The organism is Blastococcus sp. TF02A-26 (genome assembly GCF_003319125.1).
Taxonomy (GTDB): domain Bacteria; phylum Actinomycetota; class Actinomycetes; order Mycobacteriales; family Geodermatophilaceae; genus Trujillonella.
Genome location: NZ_QOHG01000002.1, coordinates 214,744 through 237,501, shown reverse-complemented (window position 1 = coordinate 237,501; position 22,758 = coordinate 214,744). Strand labels below are relative to the sequence as shown.

The 22,758-nt window shown below is 74.7% G+C and carries 24 protein-coding genes; 20 read left to right on the top strand and 4 right to left on the bottom strand.

The window, feature by feature from the left end; genetic code table 11:
- Positions 1–2: 2 nt before the first annotated feature.
- The 11 genes from sucD to DQ240_RS03110 all read left to right on the top strand — a co-directional run bounded on the left by sucD (position 3) and on the right by DQ240_RS03110 (position 9,793).
- Positions 3–881, top strand: coding sequence for a succinate--CoA ligase subunit alpha (gene sucD, locus DQ240_RS03160; protein ID WP_113838191.1), 879 nt, complete (start codon positions 3–5; stop codon positions 879–881).
- Between the two features lie 153 nt (positions 882–1,034).
- A complete protein-coding gene (locus DQ240_RS03155; protein ID WP_147261931.1) occupies positions 1,035–1,616 on the top strand; it encodes a hypothetical protein in 582 nt (193 codons plus the stop codon).
- Positions 1,613–2,308, top strand: a complete 696-nt coding sequence (locus DQ240_RS03150; RefSeq protein ID WP_113838189.1) for a hypothetical protein — start codon at positions 1,613–1,615, stop codon at positions 2,306–2,308. The genes DQ240_RS03155 and DQ240_RS03150 overlap by 4 nt, the downstream gene beginning before the upstream one ends.
- The gene (locus DQ240_RS03145) at positions 2,305–3,327 is read left to right on the top strand and encodes a hypothetical protein (protein WP_113838188.1); all 1,023 of its coding nucleotides are present in this window, start codon (positions 2,305–2,307) and stop codon (positions 3,325–3,327) included. The genes DQ240_RS03150 and DQ240_RS03145 overlap by 4 nt, the downstream gene beginning before the upstream one ends.
- Positions 3,328–3,458: 131 nt before the next feature.
- Positions 3,459–4,187, top strand: a complete 729-nt coding sequence (locus tag DQ240_RS03140) for a hypothetical protein (protein ID WP_113838187.1) — start codon at positions 3,459–3,461, stop codon at positions 4,185–4,187.
- Between the two features lie 78 nt (positions 4,188–4,265).
- Entirely contained in the window at positions 4,266–5,225 is a 960-nt protein-coding gene (locus DQ240_RS03135; protein WP_113838186.1) for a hypothetical protein, read from the top strand.
- A 134-nt stretch (positions 5,226–5,359) separates the two neighbouring features.
- Entirely contained in the window at positions 5,360–6,544 is a 1,185-nt protein-coding gene (locus DQ240_RS03130) for a DUF6350 family protein (protein WP_113838185.1), read from the top strand.
- A 76-nt stretch (positions 6,545–6,620) separates the two neighbouring features.
- Positions 6,621–7,244 (top strand): phosphoribosylglycinamide formyltransferase, encoded by a 624-nt coding sequence (purN, locus tag DQ240_RS03125; RefSeq protein ID WP_113838184.1) that lies wholly within the window; start codon positions 6,621–6,623, stop codon positions 7,242–7,244.
- Positions 7,241–8,791, top strand: a complete 1,551-nt coding sequence (gene purH, locus DQ240_RS03120; protein ID WP_113838183.1) for a bifunctional phosphoribosylaminoimidazolecarboxamide formyltransferase/IMP cyclohydrolase — start codon at positions 7,241–7,243, stop codon at positions 8,789–8,791. Before purN ends, purH begins: the two co-directional genes overlap by 4 nt.
- A complete protein-coding gene (locus DQ240_RS03115) occupies positions 8,791–9,423 on the top strand; it encodes a pentapeptide repeat-containing protein (RefSeq protein ID WP_113838182.1) in 633 nt (210 codons plus the stop codon). Before purH ends, DQ240_RS03115 begins: the two co-directional genes overlap by 1 nt.
- A gap of 64 nt (positions 9,424–9,487) precedes the next feature.
- Complete coding sequence (locus DQ240_RS03110; RefSeq protein WP_113838181.1) at positions 9,488–9,793, top strand: hypothetical protein; 306 nt, start codon at positions 9,488–9,490, stop codon at positions 9,791–9,793.
- A 1-nt stretch (position 9,794) separates the two neighbouring features.
- Here DQ240_RS03110 and DQ240_RS23535 read toward each other — a convergent pair whose 3' ends face one another.
- Positions 9,795–10,565, bottom strand: coding sequence for a hypothetical protein (locus tag DQ240_RS23535; RefSeq protein ID WP_199589009.1), 771 nt, complete (start codon positions 10,563–10,565; stop codon positions 9,795–9,797).
- A gap of 143 nt (positions 10,566–10,708) precedes the next feature.
- On the opposite strand from DQ240_RS23535, the gene DQ240_RS03100 reads away from it, so the two are divergent.
- The 4 genes from DQ240_RS03100 to DQ240_RS03085 are packed head-to-tail and all read left to right on the top strand — an operon-like array spanning position 10,709 to position 14,173.
- Positions 10,709–11,578, top strand: a complete 870-nt coding sequence (locus DQ240_RS03100) for a bifunctional methylenetetrahydrofolate dehydrogenase/methenyltetrahydrofolate cyclohydrolase (protein ID WP_113838180.1) — start codon at positions 10,709–10,711, stop codon at positions 11,576–11,578.
- Positions 11,578–11,910 carry a DUF3017 domain-containing protein gene (locus tag DQ240_RS03095; RefSeq protein WP_113838179.1) on the top strand — a complete coding sequence of 111 codons (333 nt, stop codon included), beginning with the start codon at positions 11,578–11,580 and terminating at the stop codon, positions 11,908–11,910. The genes DQ240_RS03100 and DQ240_RS03095 overlap by 1 nt, the downstream gene beginning before the upstream one ends.
- A 36-nt stretch (positions 11,911–11,946) precedes the next feature.
- On the top strand, positions 11,947–12,900 hold the full coding sequence (gene mdh / locus DQ240_RS03090) for a malate dehydrogenase (RefSeq protein ID WP_113838178.1): 954 nt from the start codon (positions 11,947–11,949) through the stop codon (positions 12,898–12,900).
- A gap of 58 nt (positions 12,901–12,958) precedes the next feature.
- Positions 12,959–14,173: an NADP-dependent isocitrate dehydrogenase gene (locus tag DQ240_RS03085; RefSeq protein WP_113838177.1), complete on the top strand. Its 1,215-nt coding sequence runs from the start codon at positions 12,959–12,961 to the stop codon at positions 14,171–14,173.
- A 69-nt stretch (positions 14,174–14,242) separates the two neighbouring features.
- Here the strand turns inward: DQ240_RS03085 and DQ240_RS23860 are convergent, their stop codons facing one another.
- Positions 14,243–15,079, bottom strand: a complete 837-nt coding sequence (locus DQ240_RS23860; protein WP_233498452.1) for a CAP domain-containing protein — start codon at positions 15,077–15,079, stop codon at positions 14,243–14,245.
- A 211-nt stretch (positions 15,080–15,290) separates the two neighbouring features.
- Between DQ240_RS23860 and DQ240_RS03075 the strand changes: the two genes are divergently transcribed.
- Positions 15,291–16,631 carry a hemolysin family protein gene (locus tag DQ240_RS03075; RefSeq protein ID WP_113838175.1) on the top strand — a complete coding sequence of 447 codons (1,341 nt, stop codon included), beginning with the start codon at positions 15,291–15,293 and terminating at the stop codon, positions 16,629–16,631.
- A 66-nt stretch (positions 16,632–16,697) separates the two neighbouring features.
- Here the strand turns inward: DQ240_RS03075 and galE are convergent, their stop codons facing one another.
- Positions 16,698–17,654, bottom strand: a complete 957-nt coding sequence (gene galE, locus DQ240_RS03070; RefSeq protein WP_113838174.1) for a UDP-glucose 4-epimerase GalE — start codon at positions 17,652–17,654, stop codon at positions 16,698–16,700.
- 75 nt (positions 17,655–17,729) lie between these two features.
- Between galE and hisC the strand changes: the two genes are divergently transcribed.
- The 4 genes from hisC (at position 17,730) to DQ240_RS03050 (ending at position 21,503) form a co-directional block, all read left to right on the top strand.
- Positions 17,730–18,842, top strand: a complete 1,113-nt coding sequence (hisC, locus tag DQ240_RS03065) for a histidinol-phosphate transaminase (protein WP_113838173.1) — start codon at positions 17,730–17,732, stop codon at positions 18,840–18,842.
- Positions 18,843–18,930: 88 nt separating this feature from the next.
- The gene (gene trpS / locus DQ240_RS03060; RefSeq protein ID WP_369831993.1) at positions 18,931–19,947 is read left to right on the top strand and encodes a tryptophan--tRNA ligase; all 1,017 of its coding nucleotides are present in this window, start codon (positions 18,931–18,933) and stop codon (positions 19,945–19,947) included.
- Positions 19,944–20,528, top strand: coding sequence for a 2'-5' RNA ligase family protein (locus DQ240_RS03055; RefSeq protein ID WP_233498451.1), 585 nt, complete (start codon positions 19,944–19,946; stop codon positions 20,526–20,528). The genes trpS and DQ240_RS03055 overlap by 4 nt, the downstream gene beginning before the upstream one ends.
- A gap of 18 nt (positions 20,529–20,546) precedes the next feature.
- On the top strand, positions 20,547–21,503 hold the full coding sequence (locus DQ240_RS03050) for a YihY/virulence factor BrkB family protein (RefSeq protein ID WP_113838171.1): 957 nt from the start codon (positions 20,547–20,549) through the stop codon (positions 21,501–21,503).
- Here the strand turns inward: DQ240_RS03050 and DQ240_RS03045 are convergent.
- On the bottom strand, positions 21,451–22,740 hold the full coding sequence (locus DQ240_RS03045; RefSeq protein WP_113838170.1) for a D-alanyl-D-alanine carboxypeptidase family protein: 1,290 nt from the start codon (positions 22,738–22,740) through the stop codon (positions 21,451–21,453). The two genes, DQ240_RS03050 and DQ240_RS03045, sit on opposite strands and share 53 nt — an antisense overlap.
- Positions 22,741–22,758 lie beyond the last annotated feature (18 nt).

Sequence of the window (22,758 nt, the reverse complement as noted above, 5' to 3'; positions counted from 1 at the left end):
AGATGTCGATCTTCCTCAACGAGAACAGCAAGGTCATCGTCCAGGGCATGACCGGCTCCGAGGGCAGCAAGCACACCCAGCGCATGCTGGCCTCGGGCACCGCGATCGTGGGCGGCGTGAACCCGCGCAAGGCCGGCACCAGCGTCGACTTCGACGGTGCCACCGTGCCGGTGTTCGGCTCGGTCGCCGACGCCATGAAGGAGACCGGCGCCGACGTCAGCGTCATCTTCGTGCCGCCGCCGTTCGCCAAGGCCGCCGCCATCGAGGCCGTCGACGCCCAGATCGGGCTGGCGGTCGTGATCACCGAGGGCATCCCGGTGCACGACTCCACCTACGTGTGGGCGCACGCCCAGGGCGGCGCGACCCGGATCATCGGCCCGAACTGCCCCGGCCTGATCAGCCCCGGGCGCTCGAACGCCGGCATCATCCCGGCCAACATCACCAAGCAGGGCAAGATCGGCCTGGTCAGCAAGTCGGGCACCCTGACCTACCAGATGATGTACGAGCTCCGGGACATCGGTTTCTCCACCTGCGTCGGCATCGGTGGCGACCCGGTCATCGGCACCACGCACATCGACTGCCTGCAGGCCTTCCAGGACGACCCGGAGACCGAGGCCATCGTGATGATCGGTGAGATCGGTGGCGACGCCGAGGAGCGCGCGGCCGACTTCATCAAGGCCAACGTCACCAAGCCGGTCGTCGGCTACGTCGCCGGCTTCACCGCCCCCGAGGGCAAGACGATGGGCCACGCCGGCGCCATCGTGTCCGGCTCGGCCGGCACCGCCCAGGCAAAGAAGGAGGCCCTCGAGGCCGCCGGTGTGCGGGTCGGCAAGACCCCGTCGGAGACCGCGCGCCTCATGCGGGAGCTCGTCGGCGCGTAAGGCACCGCGCACCCCGTCCCACCCGCTGCCCCGGCTCCTCTCCGGAGGGCCGGGGCAGCGGCGTCCCGCGGCGAGCCACCGGCACAGCGGCGGCCCGTTCGCGTAGGAATGTCGCGCCCGCGCACCGGCGCGGCGGACGGGGGAGCACCACCAGTGAGCGCGACGACCACGGCACGGCCACCGGGCCCGGGACAGGTGCGGGTGCTGCGGCCCGTACGCGTGCGGCAGGTGTCGGCCGGGCTCGCGGTGGCCGCCGCGGTCGCCGGACTGCTCTCCCTGGCGCTCAGCCTGGACACCACGCGGTTCTTCTACGAGGGCGAGGAGCTCGAGGTCGTCACCCGCATCGCCTCGGGCGAGGTGCTCGGGGAGGGCGGCTTCAGCCTCGACACCCTGGCCTGGGCCGGTCCCACCGTCCTGGCCGTCGTGCTGCTCGGGGGTGCCGCCGTCGGCGCCGTGCTCGCCGCGCGGTCCGACCGGCCCGGCCCGTGGGGCGCCGCCGCGCAGCAGCTGGCCGCCGGTGCGACGGGGCTCCTCGCGGGTGTCACCGGGGTCGTCGTGGTCTTCGGCGTCTCCGACGTGTCGGCGTACCGCGTCGGCGAGGGAGTGGTCACCCGCTGGGGGCCCGCACCGCTGGCCCTCGCGATCGCCGCCGTGCTCGCCCTCGCCGCGACGCTCACGGCCCGGCGCGGCTCCGCCACCGTGCTCGCCACCATCGGCGCCGGGGAGGCGTCGTGACCGGCCCCTCGGCGCCCTGGTCGCCGTCCCCGCAGGCGTTCCCGCAGCCGGCCCCGCAGGGCTTCCACCCCCCGGCCCCGCCGTTCCCCACGTCCGGGGGACCGGTCGCGTGGGCCGGCGGCGTGGCCCCGCCGCCGCTGCCCGGCCCGCCCCGCGCCCCGGTGGACGTCGGCGCGGTGCTGCGCCTGGTGGCCGGTGCCCTGCTGGTCGCCGCGGGCCTGCTCGTGGCGATCGCCTGCACCCTGACGGTCTTCGAGATCGAGAACGACTTCGGCGATCCGCCCTTCGAGGCGACGGCCTGGAGCGACAGCGGGGAGCGCTACCCCACCCCGGTCCGCTGGGGCATCCCGATGGCCGCCGTCGCGGTGGTCCTGCTCGTCGGCGGCGTCCTCGTCGTCGTCTCCCGCTGGTCGGCCCGGGTGCGCGGTGCGGCCGCGGCGATGGCCGCGGCCGCCGCCGGTGGCGCCCTCGCCGTCGGCTGGATGGTCGGCGACTACGTCGCCGACCTCGACGCGACGCTGCGCGAGAACGGCTCGGCCGTGGAGGGCTTCCCCGAGGTCCTCCGCACCGGTGGGGGCACCGTGCTGCTGCAGATCGCGCTGTGGACGGCGCTGGCCGCCGTCGTCCCCCTCGTCCTCGCGCCGGTGCTCGACGCCGCCCGCGCCCGTGCCGCGCTCGGAGGTGTCCGGTGACCGCGCCGAACGAGCCCGCCGCCCCGGGCTGGCCGTCGCCGGCCGCCGGCTGGGGCGCGAGCCCGCCCGGACCGCCGCCCGCGTCCCCGCCGGCCACGTCTCCGCCGCCCACCCCGCCCGCTCCGCTCGTCGTCGCGGCGGTCCTGGCGCTGCTCGGCGTCGTGGCCGTCGTCGTCGGGGCCGCCACCGGGGGCGCGGCGGCGGTGCTGACCGGCACCGACTGGCTCACCACCGACGCGGACGCCGTCGCGGCGCTGCTCGCCGTGGCCCTGGTGGCCGCGCTGGTCGGCGGGACGGTCGGTGCGCTGGCCGGCCGCGGCGGTGGGCTGCTGCTCACCGCGGGCGCCGCGCTCGCGGTCGTCGCCGGCGCCGTGGCCGTCGGTACCGCGGTCGTCGACGGCGTCGGCGAGGAGGGCGTGCGCTTCGGCCTGGCCGTGGCGACGGCGCTGGTCGGGATCGCCCTCGCGGTCCTGGCCGTGCTCGCGCCCTCGACGGCCTGGTACCGGACGGGGGAGCGGCGGGCCGCCGAGCGGGTGGTCGCCGGCGTGCTGGCCGGCACGGGGCCCGGCCGGGACCAGGTCGCCGGCCGCGGCCCCGGCTGGGCGATCGGCGCCGCGCTGTTCGCGGTGGCGACCGTGGGAGCGGCGGCGCTCGTCGCCGGCGGGGTCTCCGCGGACGGCGACGACGACGGCGGCGTCTTCGGCCCCGCGGGGTACTCCCCGGGGGCCGGGCCGGACGACCCGTTCGAGCCCGACGACCCCTTCGGCCCGGACCCGGACTCCGGGCCCGGCATCGACACCGCGGTCCCGGGTGAGCCCGTCCCGGTGGACGAGTCGGATCCCGAGTACGACCGGTCCTTCGACGAGCAGGCCGAGGAGTGCCGGGCGGGCGACCTCGACGCGTGCGACACGCTCTACTACGGGACGCCCATCGACAGCGAGTACGAGGAGTACGGGAGCACCTGCGGCGGACGGACGTCCGAGGAGTACTACGGCACCTGCGCGGACGAGTTCGACTGATCGGGGCAGGTTGCGGGGCGGTCACGAAAACGACCCGGTCGGGGGACCCCTAGGCGTGGCGCGGTTGCATGCGTCAACATCAACGCGCCAGCATCGCCTGAGCCAGCGCCCTCACCGAGGAGAACCGACCGATGACCAGCAGTCAGCCGCCCCAGCAGTCGCACTACGGCCAGCAGCCGCCTGCCGGTCAGCCGTACGGCCAGCAGCCCGGCCCCGGTCACAACCCGTACACGCAGCCGGCCGGTAGCGGCGGCAGCGTGTCCTTCGACGTCAAGCGGCTGAAGATGGCCGACTACGCCGTCGCGGCCGGAGCGATCCTCTTCCTGGTCTTCGCGATCATCCCCTGGTACTCCGAGGACTTCGGCTTCGGCGCCAGCGTCTCGGTGAACGGCTTCGACCTCGGCACCATCACGACGGCGTTCATCCTCTTCCTGCTCGCCGGGGCGTGGGCGCTGCTCCCCGCGGTCACCGACGTGAAGCTGCCGTTCCCGCGGAGCCTGGTCACCGTCGGCCTGGCCGGCCTGGGCCTGCTGCTCACCCTCATCGGCTGGATCGACTCGTTCGACCTGCCCGACTTCAGCTTCTTCGCGCTGCTGACCTTCCTGACCGCCGTCGCCATCACGGCCTTCGCGGTCCTCCGGCTGCTGCCCGAGCTGAAGAACCGCCCGGGCCTGCCCGGCGGCATCGCCAACGCCGCGCAGTGGGCCAACCAGCAGGCGCCCGGCTTCGGGTCCCACCCGCAGGCTCCGCACCAGCCCTACGGGCAGCAGCAGTACGGCGCGCCGCAGCAGCCGTCCTCGCCGCCGCCGGCACCGCCCGGCTCCGGTCCCACCCCCGGTCAGCCGACCGGCGGGTTCTGAGCCGGCGCGCCTCCGCGCGCTCCGCACCACCGGCGGGCCGACGCCCGCCAGTCGCCACCACAGAGGAGAACCGACCAGATGACCAGCAGTCAGCCGCCCCAGCAGCCCGGAGGGTTCGGGCAGCCCGCACCGGGCCAGCAGCCGGGCTACGGCCAGCAGCCGGCCGGCTCCTCGCCCTACGGTCAGCCGCAGCAGCAGCCGGCCTACGGCCAGCAGCCCCCGGCTCCGCACCAGTACGGCCAGCCGCAGCACGGCTACGGCCAGCAGCCCGCGTTCGGCGGCAGCCAGGGCGGCAGTTCGGTGGACATGAAGCGGGTCCACCTCTTCGACTGGCTGATGGTCGGCGGCTGGGCGCTGCTGACCCTGTTCATGATCCTGCCCTGGTTCGGGTTCTCCGAGGACGAGGACGGGATCGACGACTCGGTCAACGGCTTCAGCAACTCGGTCGACACCCCGTTCGGCAGCTTCGACCTCGACTACTCCTCGGCGCTGTCGATCCTGTCGTGGATCCTCTTCCTGGCCGCCGCGGTCTGGGCGATCCTGCCCGCGTTCGTGCAGCTGAAGCTGCCCTTCCCGCGCAGCTTCGTCACGGTCGGCCTGGCCGGCCTCGGTCTGCTGTTCATGCTGATCGCCTGGATCCAGGTCCTGACGATCGACGACGCCCCGTTCAGCCTCATCGCCTTCCTCGCGCTGCTCACCGCGCTGGCGATCACGGCGTTCGCCGTCCTCCGGCTGCTGCCGGAGCTCAAGGCCCGCAAGGCCGCCGGCCACGGCGCCGGCTCCGGTGGGGGCTTCGGCGGTGGCTACGGCCAGCCGCAGCAGCAGTACGGCCAGCCCCAGCAGCAGTACGGGCAGCCGCAGGTGCCGCAGCAGCAGTACGGCCAGCCGCAGCCCCCGCAGCAGCAGTACGGGCAGCCGCAGCCCCCGCAGCAGCCGCAGTACGGCCAGCAGACGCAGCAGCAGTCCTTCCCGCCGCCCCCGCCGCCGGCCCAGCCCGGTCAGGGCACCAACCCGGGGCAGCCCTCCGGCGGCTTCTGACCGCCGGCGTCCCCTCAGGGACGCCAGCACCCGGCACGCCCCACGAGGGCCGGCGACTCCCCGTCGCCGGCCCTCGTGGCGTTCTCCGGCGCGTGCGCACCCCGCGCGGGCGCCGCACTTGGGACAGTGGGGGCGTGGTCCCGCTGCTCTCCCGTCTGACGTCGCCCGGACGCCGGACCCCGGGACACCCCGTCTGGTGGGCCGCCGCCGCGGCCGGCGCACTGTCCGCCCTCGGTCTCGTCGGGCTCGGGCTCGCCCTCGTCGTGGTCCAGACGCTCGACCCCACCGGCGGCCTGCCCGTGAGCGGGTCCGCGTCTCTGGCCGGGCGGCTGTGGCTGCTGGCCCACGGCGGCCGCCTCGAGCTCGACTCGGGTCCGCTGGCGGTGGCGCCGCTGCTGCTCACGATCGGCGTCGGCTGGGCCCTGAGCCGGCTGGGCCGCGGGGTCGTGGCCGTCGGTGGGATCACGGCCGGGCGGGCGGCCGCCGAGGTCGTCGCCGAGGTCGTCGCCGTCGTCGTCGCCGTGCACACGCTGCTGGTGCTGCTGGTGGCCGTCGCGATCGGTGCCCCGGGCCGCGGGCTGCTGCAGGCCGTCGCGGGCGCCGCCGTCCTGGCGGTCCTGACCACCGGCTGGGGTGCGGCGCGGGAGAGCGGCCTGCTGGACGACGTCCTGGACCGGCTGCCGGCCCCCGTGCGCCCGGCGCTGCGCGGTGCGGCCGCGGGTCTGCTCACCGCGCTGGCCCTGTGCACCGCCGTGGTCGCGATCGCCGTCGCCGCCGACGCGCAGGGGTACGCCCGGTTGTCGGCCGACCTCGGCGGTTCGGGCGCCGGGACCGTCGGCTCCCTGGGTCTCGCCCTGCTGCTCCTGCCCAACGCCGCGGCCGCCGTCCTGGGCCTGGCCGCCGGGCCCGGGTTCTCCGTCGGCGCCGGCACGCTGGTCTCCGTGCACGGCGTCTCCCTGGGGCCCCTGCCCGCGCTGCCGCTGCTCGCCGCACTGCCCGACACCCAGGCCGTGCCGCTGATCGCCTGGGTGTCCCAGGCAATCCCGGTGGTCGCCGGGCTCGTCGCCGGCACCGCCGTCGGCCGGCGGCTGGGCAGCGGCGGCGGTTCGGTCGTCGCCGGTCTCGCCGGCCTGGGCTCGGGGCTGCTGGTGGGCGTGGGCGCCGCCGTGGTGGCCTGGGCCGGCGGCGGCGTCCTCGGGGACGGCGGGCTGGCCGAGGTCGGCGCGCCGCCGCTGGCCACCGGGATCGCCGTGGCCGCCCAGGCCGGCATCGCCGGGGCCGTGGGTGCCGCTCTCACGCGTTGGCGAGTCCGCGGCTGAACCCGGCCCCGGTGCAGGGGCCGGTCGCGAGCGTGCGAGCGAAGGGGGGCGCCGGGGTCCTTCTAGGATCACCGGTGTGCCGACCGCCGAACCGACCCGGCGCGCCCGGGTCGTCGTGCTGGTCTCCGGCACCGGATCGCTCTGCGCGGCGCTGCTGGACGCCGCGGACGACCCGACCTACCCCGCGGACGTCGTCGCGGTCGGCGCCGACCGGGACGCCCCCGGGCTCGAGCACGCGCGCCGCCGCGACCTGCCCACGTTCGTCTGCCGGCTCGGCGACCACGCGGACCGGGCCGACTGGGACCGCGCGCTGGCCGACGCGATCACCGAGCACCGCCCGGACCTGGTGGTGTCGGCCGGGTTCATGAAGATCGTCGGCCCGTCGGTGCTGGCGGCCTTCGGCGGGCGCCTGCTCAACACCCACCCGGCGCTGCTGCCCGCCTTCCCCGGGGCGCACGCGGTCCGCGACGCCCTGGCGGCCGGGGTGGAGGTCACCGGGAGCACCGTCCACTGGGTCGACGCGGGTGTCGACACCGGTCCGGTGATCGCGCAGCGCGAGGTGCCGGTGCTGCCCGGCGACGACGAGGACGAGCTGCACGAACGGATCAAGGCCGTGGAGCGGACGCTCCTGGTGGAGACGGTGGCGCGGGTCGCCGCCGCTCCGCCGACCCGACCCACCCCGGAGGAGAACCCCCGATGAGCGACCGCACCCCCATCCGCCGGGCCCTGCTCGGGGTGTACGACAAGTCGGGGATCGAGGAGCTGGCCCGCGGCCTCGCCGACGCCGGGGTCGAGCTGGTCAGCACCGGCGCCACCGCCCGCCGGATCGCCGACGCGGGTGTGCCGGTCACGCCGGTCGAGGAGGTCACCGGCTTCCCCGAGTGCCTCGACGGCCGGGTGAAGACGCTGCACCCCGCGGTGCACGCCGGGATCCTGGCCGACCGGCGCAGGCCCGAGCACGTCGCCCAGCTCGAGGACCTCGGCATCGCGGCCTTCGACCTCGTCGTGGTCAACCTCTACCCGTTCACCGAGACCGTGGCCTCCGGCGCGGCTCCTGACGAGTGCGTCGAGCAGATCGACATCGGCGGCCCCGCGATGGTGCGCGCGTCGGCGAAGAACCACCCGTCGGTCGCCGTCGTCGTCGACCCGGCGCGCTACGACGACGTCCTCGCCGCCGTCCGGGCCGGGGGGTTCACCCTCGCCGAGCGCCAGCGGCTGGCCGCCGCGGCGTTCCGGCACACGGCCTCGTACGACATCGCCGTCGCCTCCTGGATGGGCAGCGTGCTCGCCCCCGACGAGGAGTCGGTGTTCCCCGCGTGGGTCGGCGCCGGCTGGGAGCGGGCCGACGTCCTGCGCTACGGCGAGAACCCGCACCAGGGCGCCGCGCTGTACCGCGGCGGCCAGCCGGGCCTGGCCCACGCCGAGCAGCTGCACGGCAAGCAGATGTCCTACAACAACTACGTCGACACCGACGCCGCCTGGCGGGCCGCGCACGACCACCGCGACCCCTGCGTGGCCATCATCAAGCACGCCAACCCGTGCGGGATCGCCGTCGGCCCCGACATCGCGTCGGCCCACCGCAAGGCGCACGCCTGCGACCCGGTGTCGGCCTTCGGCGGCGTGATCGCGGCCAACCGCGAGGTCGACCTGGCGATGGCCGAGCAGGTGGCCGACGTCTTCACCGAGGTGGTGGCCGCGCCGTCGTTCACCGAGGACGCGATCCAGGTCCTGACCGGGAAGAAGAACATCCGGCTGCTGCGGCTGCCCGCCGACGCCCGCGGTGGCGTGGAGTTCCGGCCGATCAGCGGCGGCGTGCTGCTGCAGTCGGTGGACCGCATCGACGCGGCCGGCGACGACCCGACCACCTGGACGCTGGCCACCGGCGAGCCGCTGGACGCCGCGGAGCTGGACAACCTGGTGTTCGCCTGGCGCAGCGTGCGCGCGGTGAAGAGCAACGCGATCCTGCTCGCCCACGACAAGGCGACGGTCGGGGTCGGCATGGGCCAGGTCAACCGGGTCGACTCCGCACGGCTGGCCGTCGCCCGGGCGGGGGAGCGGGCGGCGGGCTCGGTCGCCGCCTCCGACGCGTTCTTCCCCTTCGCCGACGGCCTGCAGGTCCTCGTCGACGCCGGCGTGCGCGCGATCGTGCAGCCGGGCGGTTCCGTCCGTGACGAGGAGGTCGTCGTGGCCGCCGCCGCGGCCGGGGTCGCCATGTACCTCACCGGGACCCGGCACTTCGCCCACTGATGCGGGGGACCCGGCCACACGTCCAGCCGCCGGGGCCGGGGGAGGTCCTGGAGGACGCCGACCTGGCCCGCGTCGACTGGTGGGGCGCGGAGCTGGCGGAGGTCACCTTCACGCGCTGCCGCTTCGAGGACGCCGACCTGACCGAGCTCGTCACCCGGCGCTGCGTCTTCACCGACTGCGTGCTGACCGGCGCGCGCATGGCCGGGTCGCGGCACTCCGGGACGGCGTTCCTCTCCTGCCGCTTCGACCGGGCGCGGTTGTTCGACGCGGTGTGGGACGGCTGCAAGCTCACCGGCTCGCACTTCCTCGGCGCGACGCTGCGACCGCTGACCTCGACCGACAGCGACTGGAGCTGGACCTCGTTGCGCGGCGTCGACCTGTCGGGGTCGGACCTGTCGGGGCAGCGGTTCACCGAGGCCGACCTGACCGACGCCGACCTGCGCGAGTGCGACCTGAGCGGCGCGCACCTCGCCCACGCGCGGATGCAGGGCACCCAGCTGCGCGGCAGCGACCTGCGGGGCGCCGACACCTCAGCGGTCAACTGGCGTGCGCTGGACCTCACCGGGGTGCGCCTGGACCTGACGCAGGCGGTGCAGTTCGCGCGGGCCCACGGGGCGCTGGTGGCCGACTGAGACTGCTGTGACCGGTGAGGACCGGACCCTTCCGTCACGGGTTTCGGATGCCGATGATGTGGGCATGCTCGCGGGTCTCGTCCTCGTCCTGATGATCGGTTGCTCCCTCGCCGTCTGGAAGGACCTGGTCGCCCAGCGCAGCGACGGCTCGGTCGGCCGGGCCGAGTACGCCCGCGAGGCGACGGCGGCCACCCGGCGCACCCTGCGGTCGTTCCTGCCGCGGTCGCGCAAGCCGGTCCTGCCCCGGGAGGACCGCGCCCCGCTGGCCGGCCGCATCACCTGCTCCGACATCTCCGACTACGTGGCCGGCGGCTACCAGGGGATCGTCGTCCACCTCATGCAGGCCGACCGCCGGCGCCGCGCCGCCTGACTCACCGCTCCCGGGGGCCGGTCAGCATCGCCTTCAGGCTGCCCAGCAGGCCCAGGACGGGCACCGCGGCGGCGACCCAGAAGCCGACCTCGAAGAAGTCCCAGGTCCAGCGCGACTCGTTCAGCACGACGACGACGGCGACCAGGGCCGCGATGCTGGCCAGCAGCGCCAGGACGCCGAGGGTCCGGTGGGTCCGCGCCGGCAGGAGCACCAGCAGACCGAGCACCAGGAGCACCCCGCCGGCGAGGACGGTCACCGGCGGCTGCCACGAGCCGGTGTCGAAGTCGCGCAGGCCGTCCTCCACGAAGTCCCAGCCGCGGATGCCGCTCGCCCAGTCCAGCAGGAGGCTGATCCCGGCGGCGATGCCGGCCAGGAGCAGCAGCAGGCCCGCCAGGACGTCGGGGCGGCGCACGCGGACCGGCGCGGTCGAGTACTCCGGCGCGGTGTGCCGGTCGCCGTCGTCGACCTGTTCGTGCTGACCGTGCCGGGGGTAGGTGCGGGTGTCGCCGGAGTCGGAGCCGTAGCCGTAGCCGGAGTCGGAGCTGTAGCCGGTGCCGGAACCGCCCGCCCAGCCGGCGCCGACCGCGCTGGCCCCGGTCCCGGACCAGGCGCCTGCGCCCGGGGCCGCGGTGCCCGGGTGGCCCGCCGTGGCGGCGTGGGGGTCGCGACCCGCCGCGTGCACGCCGGGCGTCGTGTCGCTCTCCCACTGCGGGTGCGGCTGGGGCGTCGGCTCCGGTCGCGGGCCTGCGGAGGACGGGTCGCGCTCGGTCATGGCTCTCCTCGCGGGTCGCACGGGCGCGGGGAGACGCCCGCTCCGGGCCACCCTAGGGCCACTCCGGGGCCACGGCGGCCCGACCGCAGCCCCCTCGGGCAGTCGGTCGATGGGCTCGACCGCGATCAGGCACACTCTCGGCCGTGCCCGCGCAGACCCTCGACGGCAAGGCCACCGCCGCCGCCATCCGGACCGAACTGACCACGCGGGTGGCCGCGCTGACCGCCGCCGGCCACCGTCCCGGACTCGGCACGCTCCTGGTCGGCGACGACCCGGGTAGCCGCTGGTACGTCAACGCCAAGCACTCCGACTGCGCCCAGGTCGGGATCGCCAGCATCCAGCGCGAGCTGCCGGCCACCGCCACGCTGACCGACGTGCTCGCGGTCGTGGCGGAGCTCAACGCCGACCCGGCGTGCACCGGCTACATCGTCCAGCTCCCGCTGCCCCGCCAGGTCGACGAGTACGCCGTCCTCGAGGCGATGGACCCCGCCAAGGACGCCGACGGCCTGCACCCGACGAACCTCGGCCGGCTGGTGCTCGGGGTCGACGGCCCGCTGCCCTGCACGCCCGTCGGGATCGTCGAGCTGCTGCGCCGCCACGACGTGCCGATCGCCGGCGCCGAGGTCGTCGTCGTCGGCCGCGGGATCACCGTGGGCCGCCCGCTGGGGCTGCTGCTCACCCGGCGCACCGAGAACGCCACCGTGACCCTGTGCCACACCGGCACCCGTGACCTGGCCACGCACCTGCGCGCCGCCGATGTCGTCGTGGCCGCCGCCGGCGTACCGGGCCTGGTCACGAAGGAGCTGGTCAAGCCGGGGGCGGCGGTCCTCGACGTCGGCGTGAGCCGCGTCGACGGCAAGATCGCCGGCGACGTCGCCAAGGACGTCGTCGAGGTCGCCGGCCACGTCGCGCCCAACCCGGGCGGCGTCGGGCCGATGACCCGGGCGATGCTGCTGCAGAACGTGGTGCTCGCGGCCGAGCGGGCGGCCGGGGTCGAGGTGCTGACCGCCTGATGGCCCGCCCGCCGCTCTACACCCGCCGACCGTTCCTGGCCGGGCTGCTGCGTCAGTTGCCGCTGCTGGCGGTGCTGGTCGCGGTCGCGGTGGGGCTGGGCATGGTCGCGCTCGAGCGGTGGCGCTCCGGGCTGGTGGTCATCGGGTGCGCCCTGGTGGCCGCGGCGCTGCTGCGGCTGCTGCTGCCGGTCCGCCGGGTGGGGCTCCTCGCCGTCCGGAGCCGGACGGTGGACGTCGTCCTGCTGGCCGGGATGGGGATGGTGCTCGTCGCCGTCGCGCTCGCCGTCCCCGCCGAGGCCGAGGTGCCCGTGATCCAGCCCGGCACCCGCTGAGGCGCGCGGGTGCGTTCTGACGCTAGGTTGGCCGCCATGGCAGAGCAGCCTCGGAACGGCAAGGTCACCGTCGTCGGTGCCGGCTTCTACGGCTCGACCACCGCCCTGCGTCTCGCGGAGTACGACGTCTTCGAGACCGTCGTCCTCACCGACATCGTCGAGGGCAAGCCCGAGGGCCTGGCCCTCGACATCAACCAGTCCCGCCCGATCGAGGGCTTCGAGACGAAGGTCGTCGGAGTGGGGGGCGGCTCCTACGAGGGCACCGAGGGGTCCGACGTCGTCGTCGTCACCGCCGGTCTGCCGCGCAAGCCCGGCATGAGCCGGATGGACCTCATCGAGACCAACGCCGGGATCGTCCGGCAGGTCGCCGAGAACATCGCCCGCACCTCGCCCGACGCGGTGGTGATCGTCGTGTCCAACCCGCTCGACGAGATGACCGCGCTCGCCCAGATCGCCACGGGCTTCCCGAAGGGCCGGGTCATGGGCCAGGCCGGGATGCTCGACACCGCCCGCTTCAGCCACTTCGTGGCCGAGGAGTGCGGCGTCCCGGTCGCCTCCGTGCAGACCCTGACGCTGGGCTCGCACGGCGACACGATGGTGCCGGTGCCCTCGCGGTGCACCGTCGACGGCAAGCCGCTCGCCGACGTGCTGCCCGCCGGGCGCATCGAGGAGCTCGTGACCCGCACCCGCAACGGCGGGGCCGAGGTGGTCGCGCTGCTGAAGACCGGTTCGGCCTACTACGCCCCCTCGGCGGCCGCGGCCCGGATGGCCAAGGCCGTGATCGAGGACTCCGGCGCCGTCATGCCGGTGTGTGCCTGGGTGGACGGCGAGTACGGCATCTCCGGCGTCTACCTCGGCGTGGAGGCCGAGATCGGGCGCGAGGGTGTGCGGCGCGTCGTCCAGGGGGATCTGACCGAGAGCGAGCTGTCCGGGTTGCGCGAGGCGGCCGAGGCCGTGCGCGCCAAGCAGGCGGACGTCGCCGATCTGTGACAGCTGATCCGTGAACCGACCTCCGACCATCACCGGTCGGAGCTGTAGAGAGGGAACCATGAGCAAGATCAAGGTCGAGGGCACCGTCGTCGAGCTCGACGGCGACGAGATGACCCGGATCATCTGGCAGTTCATCAAGGACCAGCTGATCCTCCCGTACCTCGACGTGAACCTCGAGTACTACGACCTGGGCATCGAGCACCGGGACGCCACCGACGACCAGGTGACCGTCGACTCCGCCAACGCCATCAAGAAGCACGGCGTCGGCGTCAAGTGCGCCACCATCACGCCGGACGAGGCGCGGGTCGAGGAGTTCGGCCTCAAGAAGATGTGGCGCTCCCCGAACGGGACCATCCGCAACATCCTCGGCGGCGTCATCTTCCGCGAGCCGATCATCATGCAGAACGTGCCGCGCCTGGTGCCGGGCTGGACGAAGCCGATCATCGTCGGCCGTCACGCCTACGGCGACCAGTACCGCGCCACCGACTTCAAGTTCCCGTCGGCGGGCAGGCTCACCGTCACGTTCACCCCGGACGACGGCTCGCAGCCCATCGAGCACGAGGTCTTCCAGGCGCCCGGCGCCGGCGTCTCGCTGTCGATGTACAACCTCGACGACTCGATCCGCGACTTCGCCCGCGCGTCGCTGAACTACGGCCTGGCCCGCAAGTACCCGGTCTACCTGTCCACGAAGAACACGATCCTCAAGGCCTACGACGGCCGGTTCAAGGACATCTTCGAGGAGACGTTCGAGGCCGAGTTCAAGGACAAGTTCGCCGAGGCCGGCATCACCTACGAGCACCGGCTCATCGACGACATGGTCGCCGCCTCGCTCAAGTGGGAGGGCGGCTACGTCTGGGCCTGCAAGAACTACGACGGTGACGTGCAGTCCGACACCGTGGCCCAGGGCTTCGGCTCGCTCGGCCTCATGACCTCGGTGCTCGCCACCCCGGACGGCCGCACGGTCGAGGCCGAGGCCGCCCACGGCACGGTGACCCGGCACTACCGCCAGCACCAGCAGGGCAAGGAGACCTCGACCAACCCGATCGCGTCGATCTTCGCCTGGACCCGGGGCCTGGCCCACCGCGGCAAGCTGGACAACACCCCCGAGGTGACCCGCTTCGCGGAGACCCTGGAGAAGGTCTGCATCGACACCGTCGAGAGCGGCCAGATGACCAAGGACCTCGCGCTGCTGATCTCCAAGGACCAGCCGTGGCTGACCACCCAGGACTTCCTGGCGGCCATCGACACCAACCTGCAGAAGGCCATGGCCTGAAAGAGGACCCCGTCCTGACGTCGGCCCCCTCGCCTGTGGGTGAGGGGGCCGACGTGTGTCCGGGGGTGGTCAGCCGAAGAGCTGGGTCCACCACGGGCCGCCCGGGCCGTCGGCGACGCCAACCCCGAGCCGGGTGAGCCCGCAGTTCAGGATGTTGGCCCGGTGTCCCGGGCTGGTCATCCAGGCCTGCATGACGGCGGCGGCGTCGGCCTGGCCGCGGGCGATGTTCTCCGCCCGGGCGGAGGACCCGGCCGCGGCGGCCCGGTCGAACGGGTCCTGCCGGTCGGGGTTGGTGTGGTCGAAGAAGCCGCGGTCGCGCATGTCGGCGCTGTGTGCCCGCGCGACGGCGGCGAGCCCGGCGTCGGCGGTGACGGCCGCGCACCCGGCGGCGGCCCGCTGCTGGTTGACCAGTGCCAGCACCTGCGCCTCCACCGGTCCGTTCGGCGGCGCCGCGGCCGGAGCCGCCGGAGCGGGCCGGGCGGCCACCGGCGGCGGCGCCGGGGCGGCCTGCGGGGCGGGGCGCGGTGCCGGTCGCGGCGGCACCGGGTCGGCGGGACCGGCCTCCGGGGTGCCGGCCGTGGAGGCCGCCGGAGGCGCTTCGGCGACGGTGCTGGCCGGTGCGGGATCCGGGGGCGGCGGCGCCGTGCTCGTGTCCGGAGCCCCGGCAGCGGTCGACGGCGGGGCGGCCGGCGCCGTCTCGGCACCCTCCGGGGACGGCGCGGGGGACGACGCACCCGCGGTCGCCGGGTCCTCGGGGGACCCGGCTCCTCCGGTCAGCAGCACGGCCGTCAGCACGAGGGCGGCGACGACGGCGCACGCGGCGGCGGCCGTCAGGAGCCCCGACCTCCGGCGCAGGGCGGCGGCCAGGCGGGCGATCGGGGAGGGGCCGACCGGGAGGTGGTGCACGCGGGGACCTCGCAGAGGAACGGGGAAGAGTCCGAACCGGCCGTGACCGATCCGTCACACCAGGCTACCGGCAGCAGAGCGTCGCCGGGGTGTCCCGCCTGTGATCAGTTCGAGGGACCGCCCGGTGGGCAGCGGGCCGCGCGACGGGCAGCATGGTCACAGGCCCCAGCCCTCGACCCCCTGCACCCGAACCGACAGGAGCACGCCGCCGGTGAGCGACGTCTGGCTCAACATCGTCATGGTCGTCGTCTTCGTCCTGATCGGCGGCGCCTTCTCGGGAGCGGAGATCGCCCTGGTGTCCCTGCGCGAGTCGCAGGTCCGCGCGATGGCCGAGAACGAGGGACGCCGCGGCCGTGCGGTGTCCAAGCTGCTCAGCGACCCCAACCGCTTCCTCGCCGCCGTGCAGGTCGGCGTCACGCTCGCCGGGTTCTTCTCCGCCGCCTTCGGCGCCAGCACGCTGTCGGCCCCGCTCGCCGACGTGTTCGCCGAGCGCGGCATGTCGGAGGGGCTGGCCTCCACGCTGGCCCTGGTCCTGGTCACGATCGCGATCAGCTACCTGTCCCTCGTGGTCGGCGAGCTGACGCCCAAGCGGCTGGCGCTGCAGCGGGCGGAGGGGTTCTCGCTGCTGGTCGCCGCACCGCTCAACGGCATCGCCAAGGCCGCCCGCCCGGTCATCTGGCTGCTGTCGCGGTCGACCAACATCCTGGTCCGGCTGCTGGGCGGTGACCCCAAGGCCAGCGGCGAGCAGATCAGCCAGGAGGAGCTGCGCGACCTGGTCGCCGCGCACGAGTCCCTGAGCAGCGACGAGCGCCAGCTCATCGGGGAGGTCTTCCGCGCCGGTGACCGCGAGGTCCGCGAGGTGATGACACCACGCACGGAGGTCGACTTCCTCGACGCCTCCCTGACCGCCAGCCGAGCCGCCCGCCAGGTGGCCGACTCCAGCCGCTCCCGCTACCCGGTCGTCGGGCGCGACCAGGACGACGTCATCGGCTTCGTGCACATCCGCGACCTGCTGCTGCCCAACCACCCGGCCGGCCGCGCCGCGACCGTCGGCGACCTGGCCCGCGAGGTGAAGCGGCTGCCCGGCACCGCGGGCGTGCTCACCGCCCTGTCGGAGATGCGCCGGGAGAACCAGCACCTGGCGATCGTCGTCGACGAGTACGGCGGCACCGACGGGATCGTCACGCTCGAGGACCTCATCGAGGAGGTCATCGGCGAGATCTACGACGAGTACGACGACGACGTCACGCCCGAGCCGGAGGACGTGCCCGGCGGCCCGCAGGACGTCGACGGACTGCTCAACCTCGACGACTTCGCCGAGGTGACCGGCCTCCACCTGCCTGAGGGGCCCTACGAGACCGTCGCCGGGTATGTCCTCGCCGAGCTCGGCCGGCTGCCACAGGTGGGGGACGTCGTGGTGGTGGAGGGTCGCCGGCTGACCGTGCTGGAGCTGGACGGCCGGCGGATCGCGCGGCTGGCGGTCACCCGCCCCGAGCCACCGCCGGAGGCCGACCCGGCGGACATCTCGACCCCCACGATCGGCTCGTCGTAGTCCAGGCATGGGAAGCGAACCCCACGTCCTGTGGCGCTACACGGGGGTGTCGCTTCCCATGCCTCGTCAGGCGCGCCTCTGCGCGGTCTCCCAGGCGTCGCGCACGATGCCGGCCAGGTCGGTGTGCCGCGGCGTCCACCCCAGGTCGGCCCGGATGCGGTCGCTGGCAGCCACCAGCTGCGCCGGGTCGCCTGCCCGCCGCTGACCGACCTCCACCGGCACCGGGTGCCCGGTGACCTCCCGGACGGCGTCGACCACCTGCTGCACCGAGAACCCGGTGCCGTTGCCCAGGTTGTAGATCCGGTGCTCACCGGGCCGCGGCGCGTCCAACGCCAGCAGGTGGGCGTCGGAGAGGTCCTGCACGTGGATGTAGTCGCGGATGCAGGTGCCGTCGGGCGTCGGGTAGTCCTCGCCGTACACGGTCATCGCCTCGCGCTGCCCGGCCGCGACCTGCAGCGCGATCGGGATGAGGTGCGTCTCGGTGGTGTGCCGCTCGCCCAGGCCGTAGGCGGCGCCGGCGACGTTGAAGTACCGCAGGCTGACCGCGGCGAAGTCGTACGCGGTCGCGTACGAGGTGAGCATCGCGTCGACGGCGAGCTTGGTGGCGCCGTAGGTGTTAGTCGGCTTCGTGGGCGCGTCCTCGCGGATCGGCACCTGCTCCGGCTCGCCGTAGGTGGCGGCGGTGGAGGAGAAGACGATCCGCCGGCAGTCCACCGCCCGCATGGCCTCCAGGAGCGCCAGCGAGCCGCCGACGTTGTGCTCCCAGTACAGCTCCGGCTCGACCTGGGACTCGCCGACCAGGCTCTTCGCGGCGAAGTGCAGCACCGCCTCCGGCCGCACCTCCGCCAGCACCGGCGCGGACTCCTGCAGCGACGTCTGCACGAACCGGGCGCCCTCGCTGACGGCGTCGGCGTGCCCGGTGGACAGGTCGTCGAGGACCGTCACCTCGTGCCCGGCCTCCACCAGGGCGGCCGTGACTACGCTGCCGATGTAGCCGGCGCCGCCGGCGACGAGAACGCGCATGGGCCCACCCTAGGGACGTCCGCCGGGATCGACCCGGGGGCCTCGCGGGCAGGCGGCCCCGGGGAGGACGACGACGTGGTCAGCGCACGCCCGGCGGTGCAGGCGCTGCCCGCCTACCGACCCGGCCGCAACCCGGCCGACCTGGCCCGCGAGCTCGGCGTCGCCCGCGCGGTGAAGCTGGCCAGCAACGAGGTGGCCTTCCCGCCGCTGCCCGCCGTCGTCGAGGCGCTGGCCACGGCGGCCGCGGAGACCAACCGATACCCGGACAACGGGGCGGTCGCGCTGACCGGGGCGCTCTCCGCGCGCTACGGCGTCGACCCGGCGCAGGTCGTCCCCGGTTGCGGCGCCGTGATGCTCTGCCAGCAGCTGGCCCAGTCGTTCAACGACCCGGGCACCGCGATCGCCTTCGCCTGGCGCAGCTTCGAGATGTACCCCCTCCTGGCCCAGGTCGCCGGCGCCCGCTCGATCACCGTGCCCCTGGTGCCCGGCCGGGCCGGGGGAGCGGCCGACACCCACGACCTCGACGCGCTGGCCGCCGCGGTCGACGAGAGCACCCGGCTGGTCTTCGTCTGCAACCCGAACAACCCGACCGGCACCGCCGTCCGCCGCCCGGAGCTGGAGCGGTTCCTCGACGCCGTGCCGGCGCAGACCCTGGTCGTGCTCGACGAGGCCTACCGGGAGTTCGTCACCGACCCCGACGTCCCGGACGGCATCGAGCTGATGCGCGGCCGGCCGAACGTCGTGGTCCTGCGGACGTTCTCCAAGGCCTGGGGGCTGGCCGGTCTGCGGGTGGGCTACCTGGTCGCGGAGGACCCGGCCGTCGCCGACGCCGTCCGCCGCACGCACGTGCCGTTCAGCGTCTCGATGCTCGCCCAGGCGGCCGCGGTCGCGGCGCTGGCCAGCGAGGACGAGGTCCGCCGACGCGTGGCCGCCGTGGTCGCCGAGCGGGACCGGCTCACCGCGGCGCTGCGCGGGCGCGGGTTCGACGTCGCCGACAGCCAGGCGAACTTCGTCTGGCTGCCGACGGGGGAGCGGACGGCGGAGCTCGCGGCGGCGCTGGAGGCCCGGGGGGTCATCACCCGCCCGTTCCCCGGGGAGGGCGTCCGCGTCACCGTCGGCGCTCCCGACGAGGACGACGTCCTCCTGGCGGCGCTGGACGAGATCGCCGCCGCCACGCCGACCCCGTGACGTGCCTCGCCCGTCGCGGCCTCGCCGTTCGCGGACCGGGCCGGGACGGGCGCTCCGGCCCCGGCCGCGGGCTGGTTTGATGGCCGACGTGCCTCTTCCCCCCCGTGTCTTCTCCGGCATCCAGCCGACAGCGGGTTCGTTCCACCTCGGCAACCACCTCGGCGCGCTCCGGCAGTGGGTGGCGCTGCAGGACACCGCCGAGGCCTTCTACTGCGTCGTCGACCTGCACGCGATCACGATGGACTGGGACCCGGCCGAGCTGCGGCGCAACACCCTCGTGTCCGCCGCGCAGCTGCTCGCGCTCGGCGTCGACCCCGAGCGCAGCACGCTGTTCGTGCAGAGCCACGTGCCGCAGCACGTGCAGCTGTCCTGGGTCCTGGAGAACATCGCCCGGTTCGGCGAGGCCAGCCGGATGACGCAGTTCAAGGACAAGAGCCAGAAGGACGGCGCGGCGGGCTCGTCGGTCGGCCTGTTCACCTACCCGGTGCTCATGGCCGCCGACATCCTGCTGTACCGCACCGACCAGGTCCCGGTCGGTGACGACCAGCGGCAGCACGTCGAACTGACCCGCGACCTCGCCATCCGCTTCAACGGCCGCTTCGGTGACACGTTCACGGTGCCCGCCGGGCTCATCCCCGAGGGTGGCGCGCGGGTGATGGACCTGCAGTCGCCCGAGAAGAAGATGAGCAAGAGCCTGCCGCCGGCCGGCTGCGTGCTGCTGCTCGACGACCCCAAGGTGACGGCGAAGAAGATCCGCTCCGCGGTCACCGACACCGGCCGCGAGGTGGTCGCCGACCGCGAGAACAAGCCGGGCGTCACCAACCTGCTGACCATCCACAGCGCGCTCTCCGGGCGCTCGGTGCCCGACCTGGAGGAGCACTTCGCCGGTCGCGGCTACGGCGACCTGAAGAAGGAGCTCGCCGAGCTGGTCGTGGACTTCGTGACGCCGGTCCGCGAACGCACCCACGAGCTGCTGGACGACCGCGCCGAGCTGGAGCGGGTGCTCGCCGCCGGCGCGGCGCGGGCCCGCGAGGTGGCCGCACCGACGCTCGACGCGGTGTACGACCGCGTCGGCTTCCTCGCTCCGGCGGGCTCCGGAGCATGACGCACCAGCCCCTGAACGACGACACGTTCGTGCCGCGCAGCCGGGGGGCACGGGCGGAGACCGCGGTCGTGGGCATCGTGGTCGCCGTTCCCGAGCCCTGGGCGCAGCTGCTCACCGACTGGCGGGCCAAGTGCGGCGACCCGCAGGCCGGCCTGGTGCCGCCGCACGTGACGCTGCTGCCCCCCACCGAGGTGCGTGTCGCCGACCGCACGGTGGTCACCGAGCACCTGGCCGCGGTCGCCCGCCAGCACCCGCCCTTCGACATGCACCTGTCGGGCACCGGCACCTTCTCGCCGGTGTCGGAGGTGGTCTTCGTGGCGGTGGCGCGGGGGATCGGCTCCTGCGAGCTGCTGGCCAACGACGTCCGCGGTGGCCCCCTGGCCCGGTCGCTGGCCTATCCGTACCACCCGCACGTCACCGTCGCCCACGACGTCTCCCCGGACATGCTCGACCTGGCCTACACGGCGCTCGCGGAGCTGTCGGCGGAGTTCCGCGTCGACCACTTCACGGAGTACGAGCAGGCGCCGTCGGGCGCCTGGGTCGTGGCGCGGGAGTACCCGCTCAGCGGTCCGCCCAGATAGCCGAGGGACCACCGTCCGATGAGCGCCACCCGTGCCCGTCCCGAGGAGGCCGCTCCGGCCGGGGGAGCGGGACGTCTGGCGTGGGTCGACCGCACCTGGCAGCGGGGCACCGAGAGGATCGCCGCCCTGCGGCGCCGCTGGCGCTGGTTCGACCACCTGGCCCGCGCCGGCGGCCGCTACCAGCGCAACCAGGGTGACCTGCTGGCCGCGGGCGTCACCTACTTCGCGTTCCTCGGACTGTTCCCCGTCCTGCTGCTCGCGGCGTCGGTGATCGGCCTGGTGCTGGCCGGTGACGCGCTCCTGCAGCGGGAGCTGTACGACACGGTCCGCGAGGCGTTCCCCGGGGCGACCGGCCGCGGCATCGTCGACGAACTGCGCGGCGCCGTCGGCGCGGCGGGCCTCACCGGGCTGATCGGCCTGGTCGGCTTCCTGTACGCCGGGCTCCGGGCGATGGACAAGCTCCGCGTCGGCATGGAGCAGATCTGGAAGGGCCGCGTCGACGAGCCGGAGTTCTGGCGGGACAACCTCCAGGACCTCCTGGCGCTCGTGCTGCTCGGCGCCGTGGGGCTCGTGAGCCTCGCCCTCACCGGCGCCGCGACCACGGCCACCTCCTGGACCCTGGAGCTGCTCGGGCTCGACGACGTCGCCGGGATGTCCCTGCTGATGACGCTCCTGGGCCTGCTGCTGGCGCTGGCCACCGACGTCGTCGTCTTCCTGTGGCTGCTGCGGGTGGTCCCCGGCAACCGGCACCGGCTGCGCGACCTGTGGCTCGGCGCGCTGTTCGGTGCGGTCGGCTTCGAGGTCATGAAGGTGGTGGGCAGCTACTACCTCTCGCTGATCGACGACAGCGTGACGTCGTCGGCCCTGGGCGGCGCCGTCGGCATCCTGGTCTGGATCAACGTCGTCTTCCGGTTCGCCTTCTTCACGGCGGCGTGGACGGCGACCCTGCGTCGCTTCGCCCCGGCGGACGGATGACCGCGCGCCGCCGGCCGACGACGGTGGCGACGACGACGATCCCGGCGAGCACCGCCAGCACGACGCCGGCGACCGCCGACCCGGAGGCCTCCTCCCGGGGCGCGGCCACCGGTGCGGTGTGCCCGGCCGGGGGAGCCGCGCTCGGCGGTGCGGTCGTCGGTGTGGTCGTCGGTGTGGTCGTCGGGTCGGGAGCGGCGAGGGCCTCGGCGCCGGAGGCGACCAGCCGGCCCACGCCCTCGGTGGACGGGTCTGTGGCGAAGCCCCAGTCGAGCAGCAGCCCGGCCTGGTCGGCGGCGCGCAGCGGCACGTTCTCGGTGTCCATCACGCTGACGACCAGGCGACGGCCGTCCCGCTCGGCCGCGGTGACGAAGGTGTGCCGGGCGGCGTCGGTGAACCCGGTCTTGCCGCCGAGGCCCCCGGGGTAGCCGGCCAGGGGGTTCTGGTTCTGGATCTGGTAGCCGGGGGAGCGGCCCTCCACCGGCGGCATCTGCGCGGTCGGCGTCGCCAGCACGGCCGCCGTCCCCGGGTCGGCGACGAGCCGGCGGAACACCAGCGCCAGGTCGTAGGGGGACGAGGACTGGCCGGCGACGTCCAGGCCCGACGGCGTGCCGGCGACGGTGTCGAAGGCGCCGATCTCGGCCGCCGTCGCATTCATTGCGGCCACGGTCGCCTCCAGACCGCCGCCGGCGCGGGCCAGCGCGTTGGCCGCGTCGTTGCCCGACTGCAGGACCAGGGCCTGGAACAGCAGCGACACCGGGTACCGCCCCCCGGCGACGAGCCCGACCCGGCTGCCCTCCACCTGCTCGTCCTCGACGGTGCCCTCCACCACCTGGGCGGGGTCCAGCCGCGGCGCGAGCGTCAGCAGGGTCAGCGTCTTGAGGGTGCTGGCCGGGTAGTAGCGGCCGTGCGGGTCCCGCGCCGCCAGGATCTCGCCGGAGAGCGCGTCGGCGACCAGCCAGCCCTGCGCGGCGATCCCGTCCGGCAGCGGCGGTGTCCCGTCGCCGACGACGAGCCCGCGGGTGTCGAGGCCCTCGCCCCCGACCGTGCTGCCGTCCGGGGCGCTGCCCTGCGGCGGGCCGCCCGGGTACGGCGCGGTGGGCGTCGGCGCCGTGGGATCGGCGGTGGGCCGGGCCGGCGCCGCGAGCGCGGGGCCGGCCGCGCCCAGCAGCACCAGCACCGCCGCCAGCGCCGCCGCGCACGCTCCGCCGGCCGGTCGCCGGCCCGTCCCCCGTCGCACGGACGCCGACGCTAGCCC

Bases quoted from the DNA above. Each gene is read 5' to 3' on its own strand.
- sucD (WP_113838191.1), top strand. From the start codon at position 3: ATGTCGATCTTCCTCAACGAGAACAGCAAGGTCATCGTCCAGGGCATG.
- DQ240_RS03140 (WP_113838187.1), top strand. From the start codon at position 3,459: ATGACCAGCAGTCAGCCGCCCCAGCAGTCGCACTACGGCCAGCAGCCG.
- DQ240_RS03135 (WP_113838186.1), top strand. From the start codon at position 4,266: ATGACCAGCAGTCAGCCGCCCCAGCAGCCCGGAGGGTTCGGGCAGCCC.
- purH (WP_113838183.1), top strand. From the start codon at position 7,241: ATGAGCGACCGCACCCCCATCCGCCGGGCCCTGCTCGGGGTGTACGAC.
- DQ240_RS03115 (WP_113838182.1), top strand. From the start codon at position 8,791: ATGCGGGGGACCCGGCCACACGTCCAGCCGCCGGGGCCGGGGGAGGTC.
- DQ240_RS03110 (WP_113838181.1), top strand. From the start codon at position 9,488: ATGCTCGCGGGTCTCGTCCTCGTCCTGATGATCGGTTGCTCCCTCGCC.
- DQ240_RS23535 (WP_199589009.1), bottom strand. From the start codon at position 10,565: ATGACCGAGCGCGACCCGTCCTCCGCAGGCCCGCGACCGGAGCCGACG.
- DQ240_RS03095 (WP_113838179.1), top strand. From the start codon at position 11,578: ATGGCCCGCCCGCCGCTCTACACCCGCCGACCGTTCCTGGCCGGGCTG.
- mdh (WP_113838178.1), top strand. From the start codon at position 11,947: ATGGCAGAGCAGCCTCGGAACGGCAAGGTCACCGTCGTCGGTGCCGGC.
- DQ240_RS03085 (WP_113838177.1), top strand. From the start codon at position 12,959: ATGAGCAAGATCAAGGTCGAGGGCACCGTCGTCGAGCTCGACGGCGAC.
- galE (WP_113838174.1), bottom strand. From the start codon at position 17,654: ATGCGCGTTCTCGTCGCCGGCGGCGCCGGCTACATCGGCAGCGTAGTC.
- DQ240_RS03055 (WP_233498451.1), top strand. From the start codon at position 19,944: ATGACGCACCAGCCCCTGAACGACGACACGTTCGTGCCGCGCAGCCGG.
- DQ240_RS03050 (WP_113838171.1), top strand. From the start codon at position 20,547: ATGAGCGCCACCCGTGCCCGTCCCGAGGAGGCCGCTCCGGCCGGGGGA.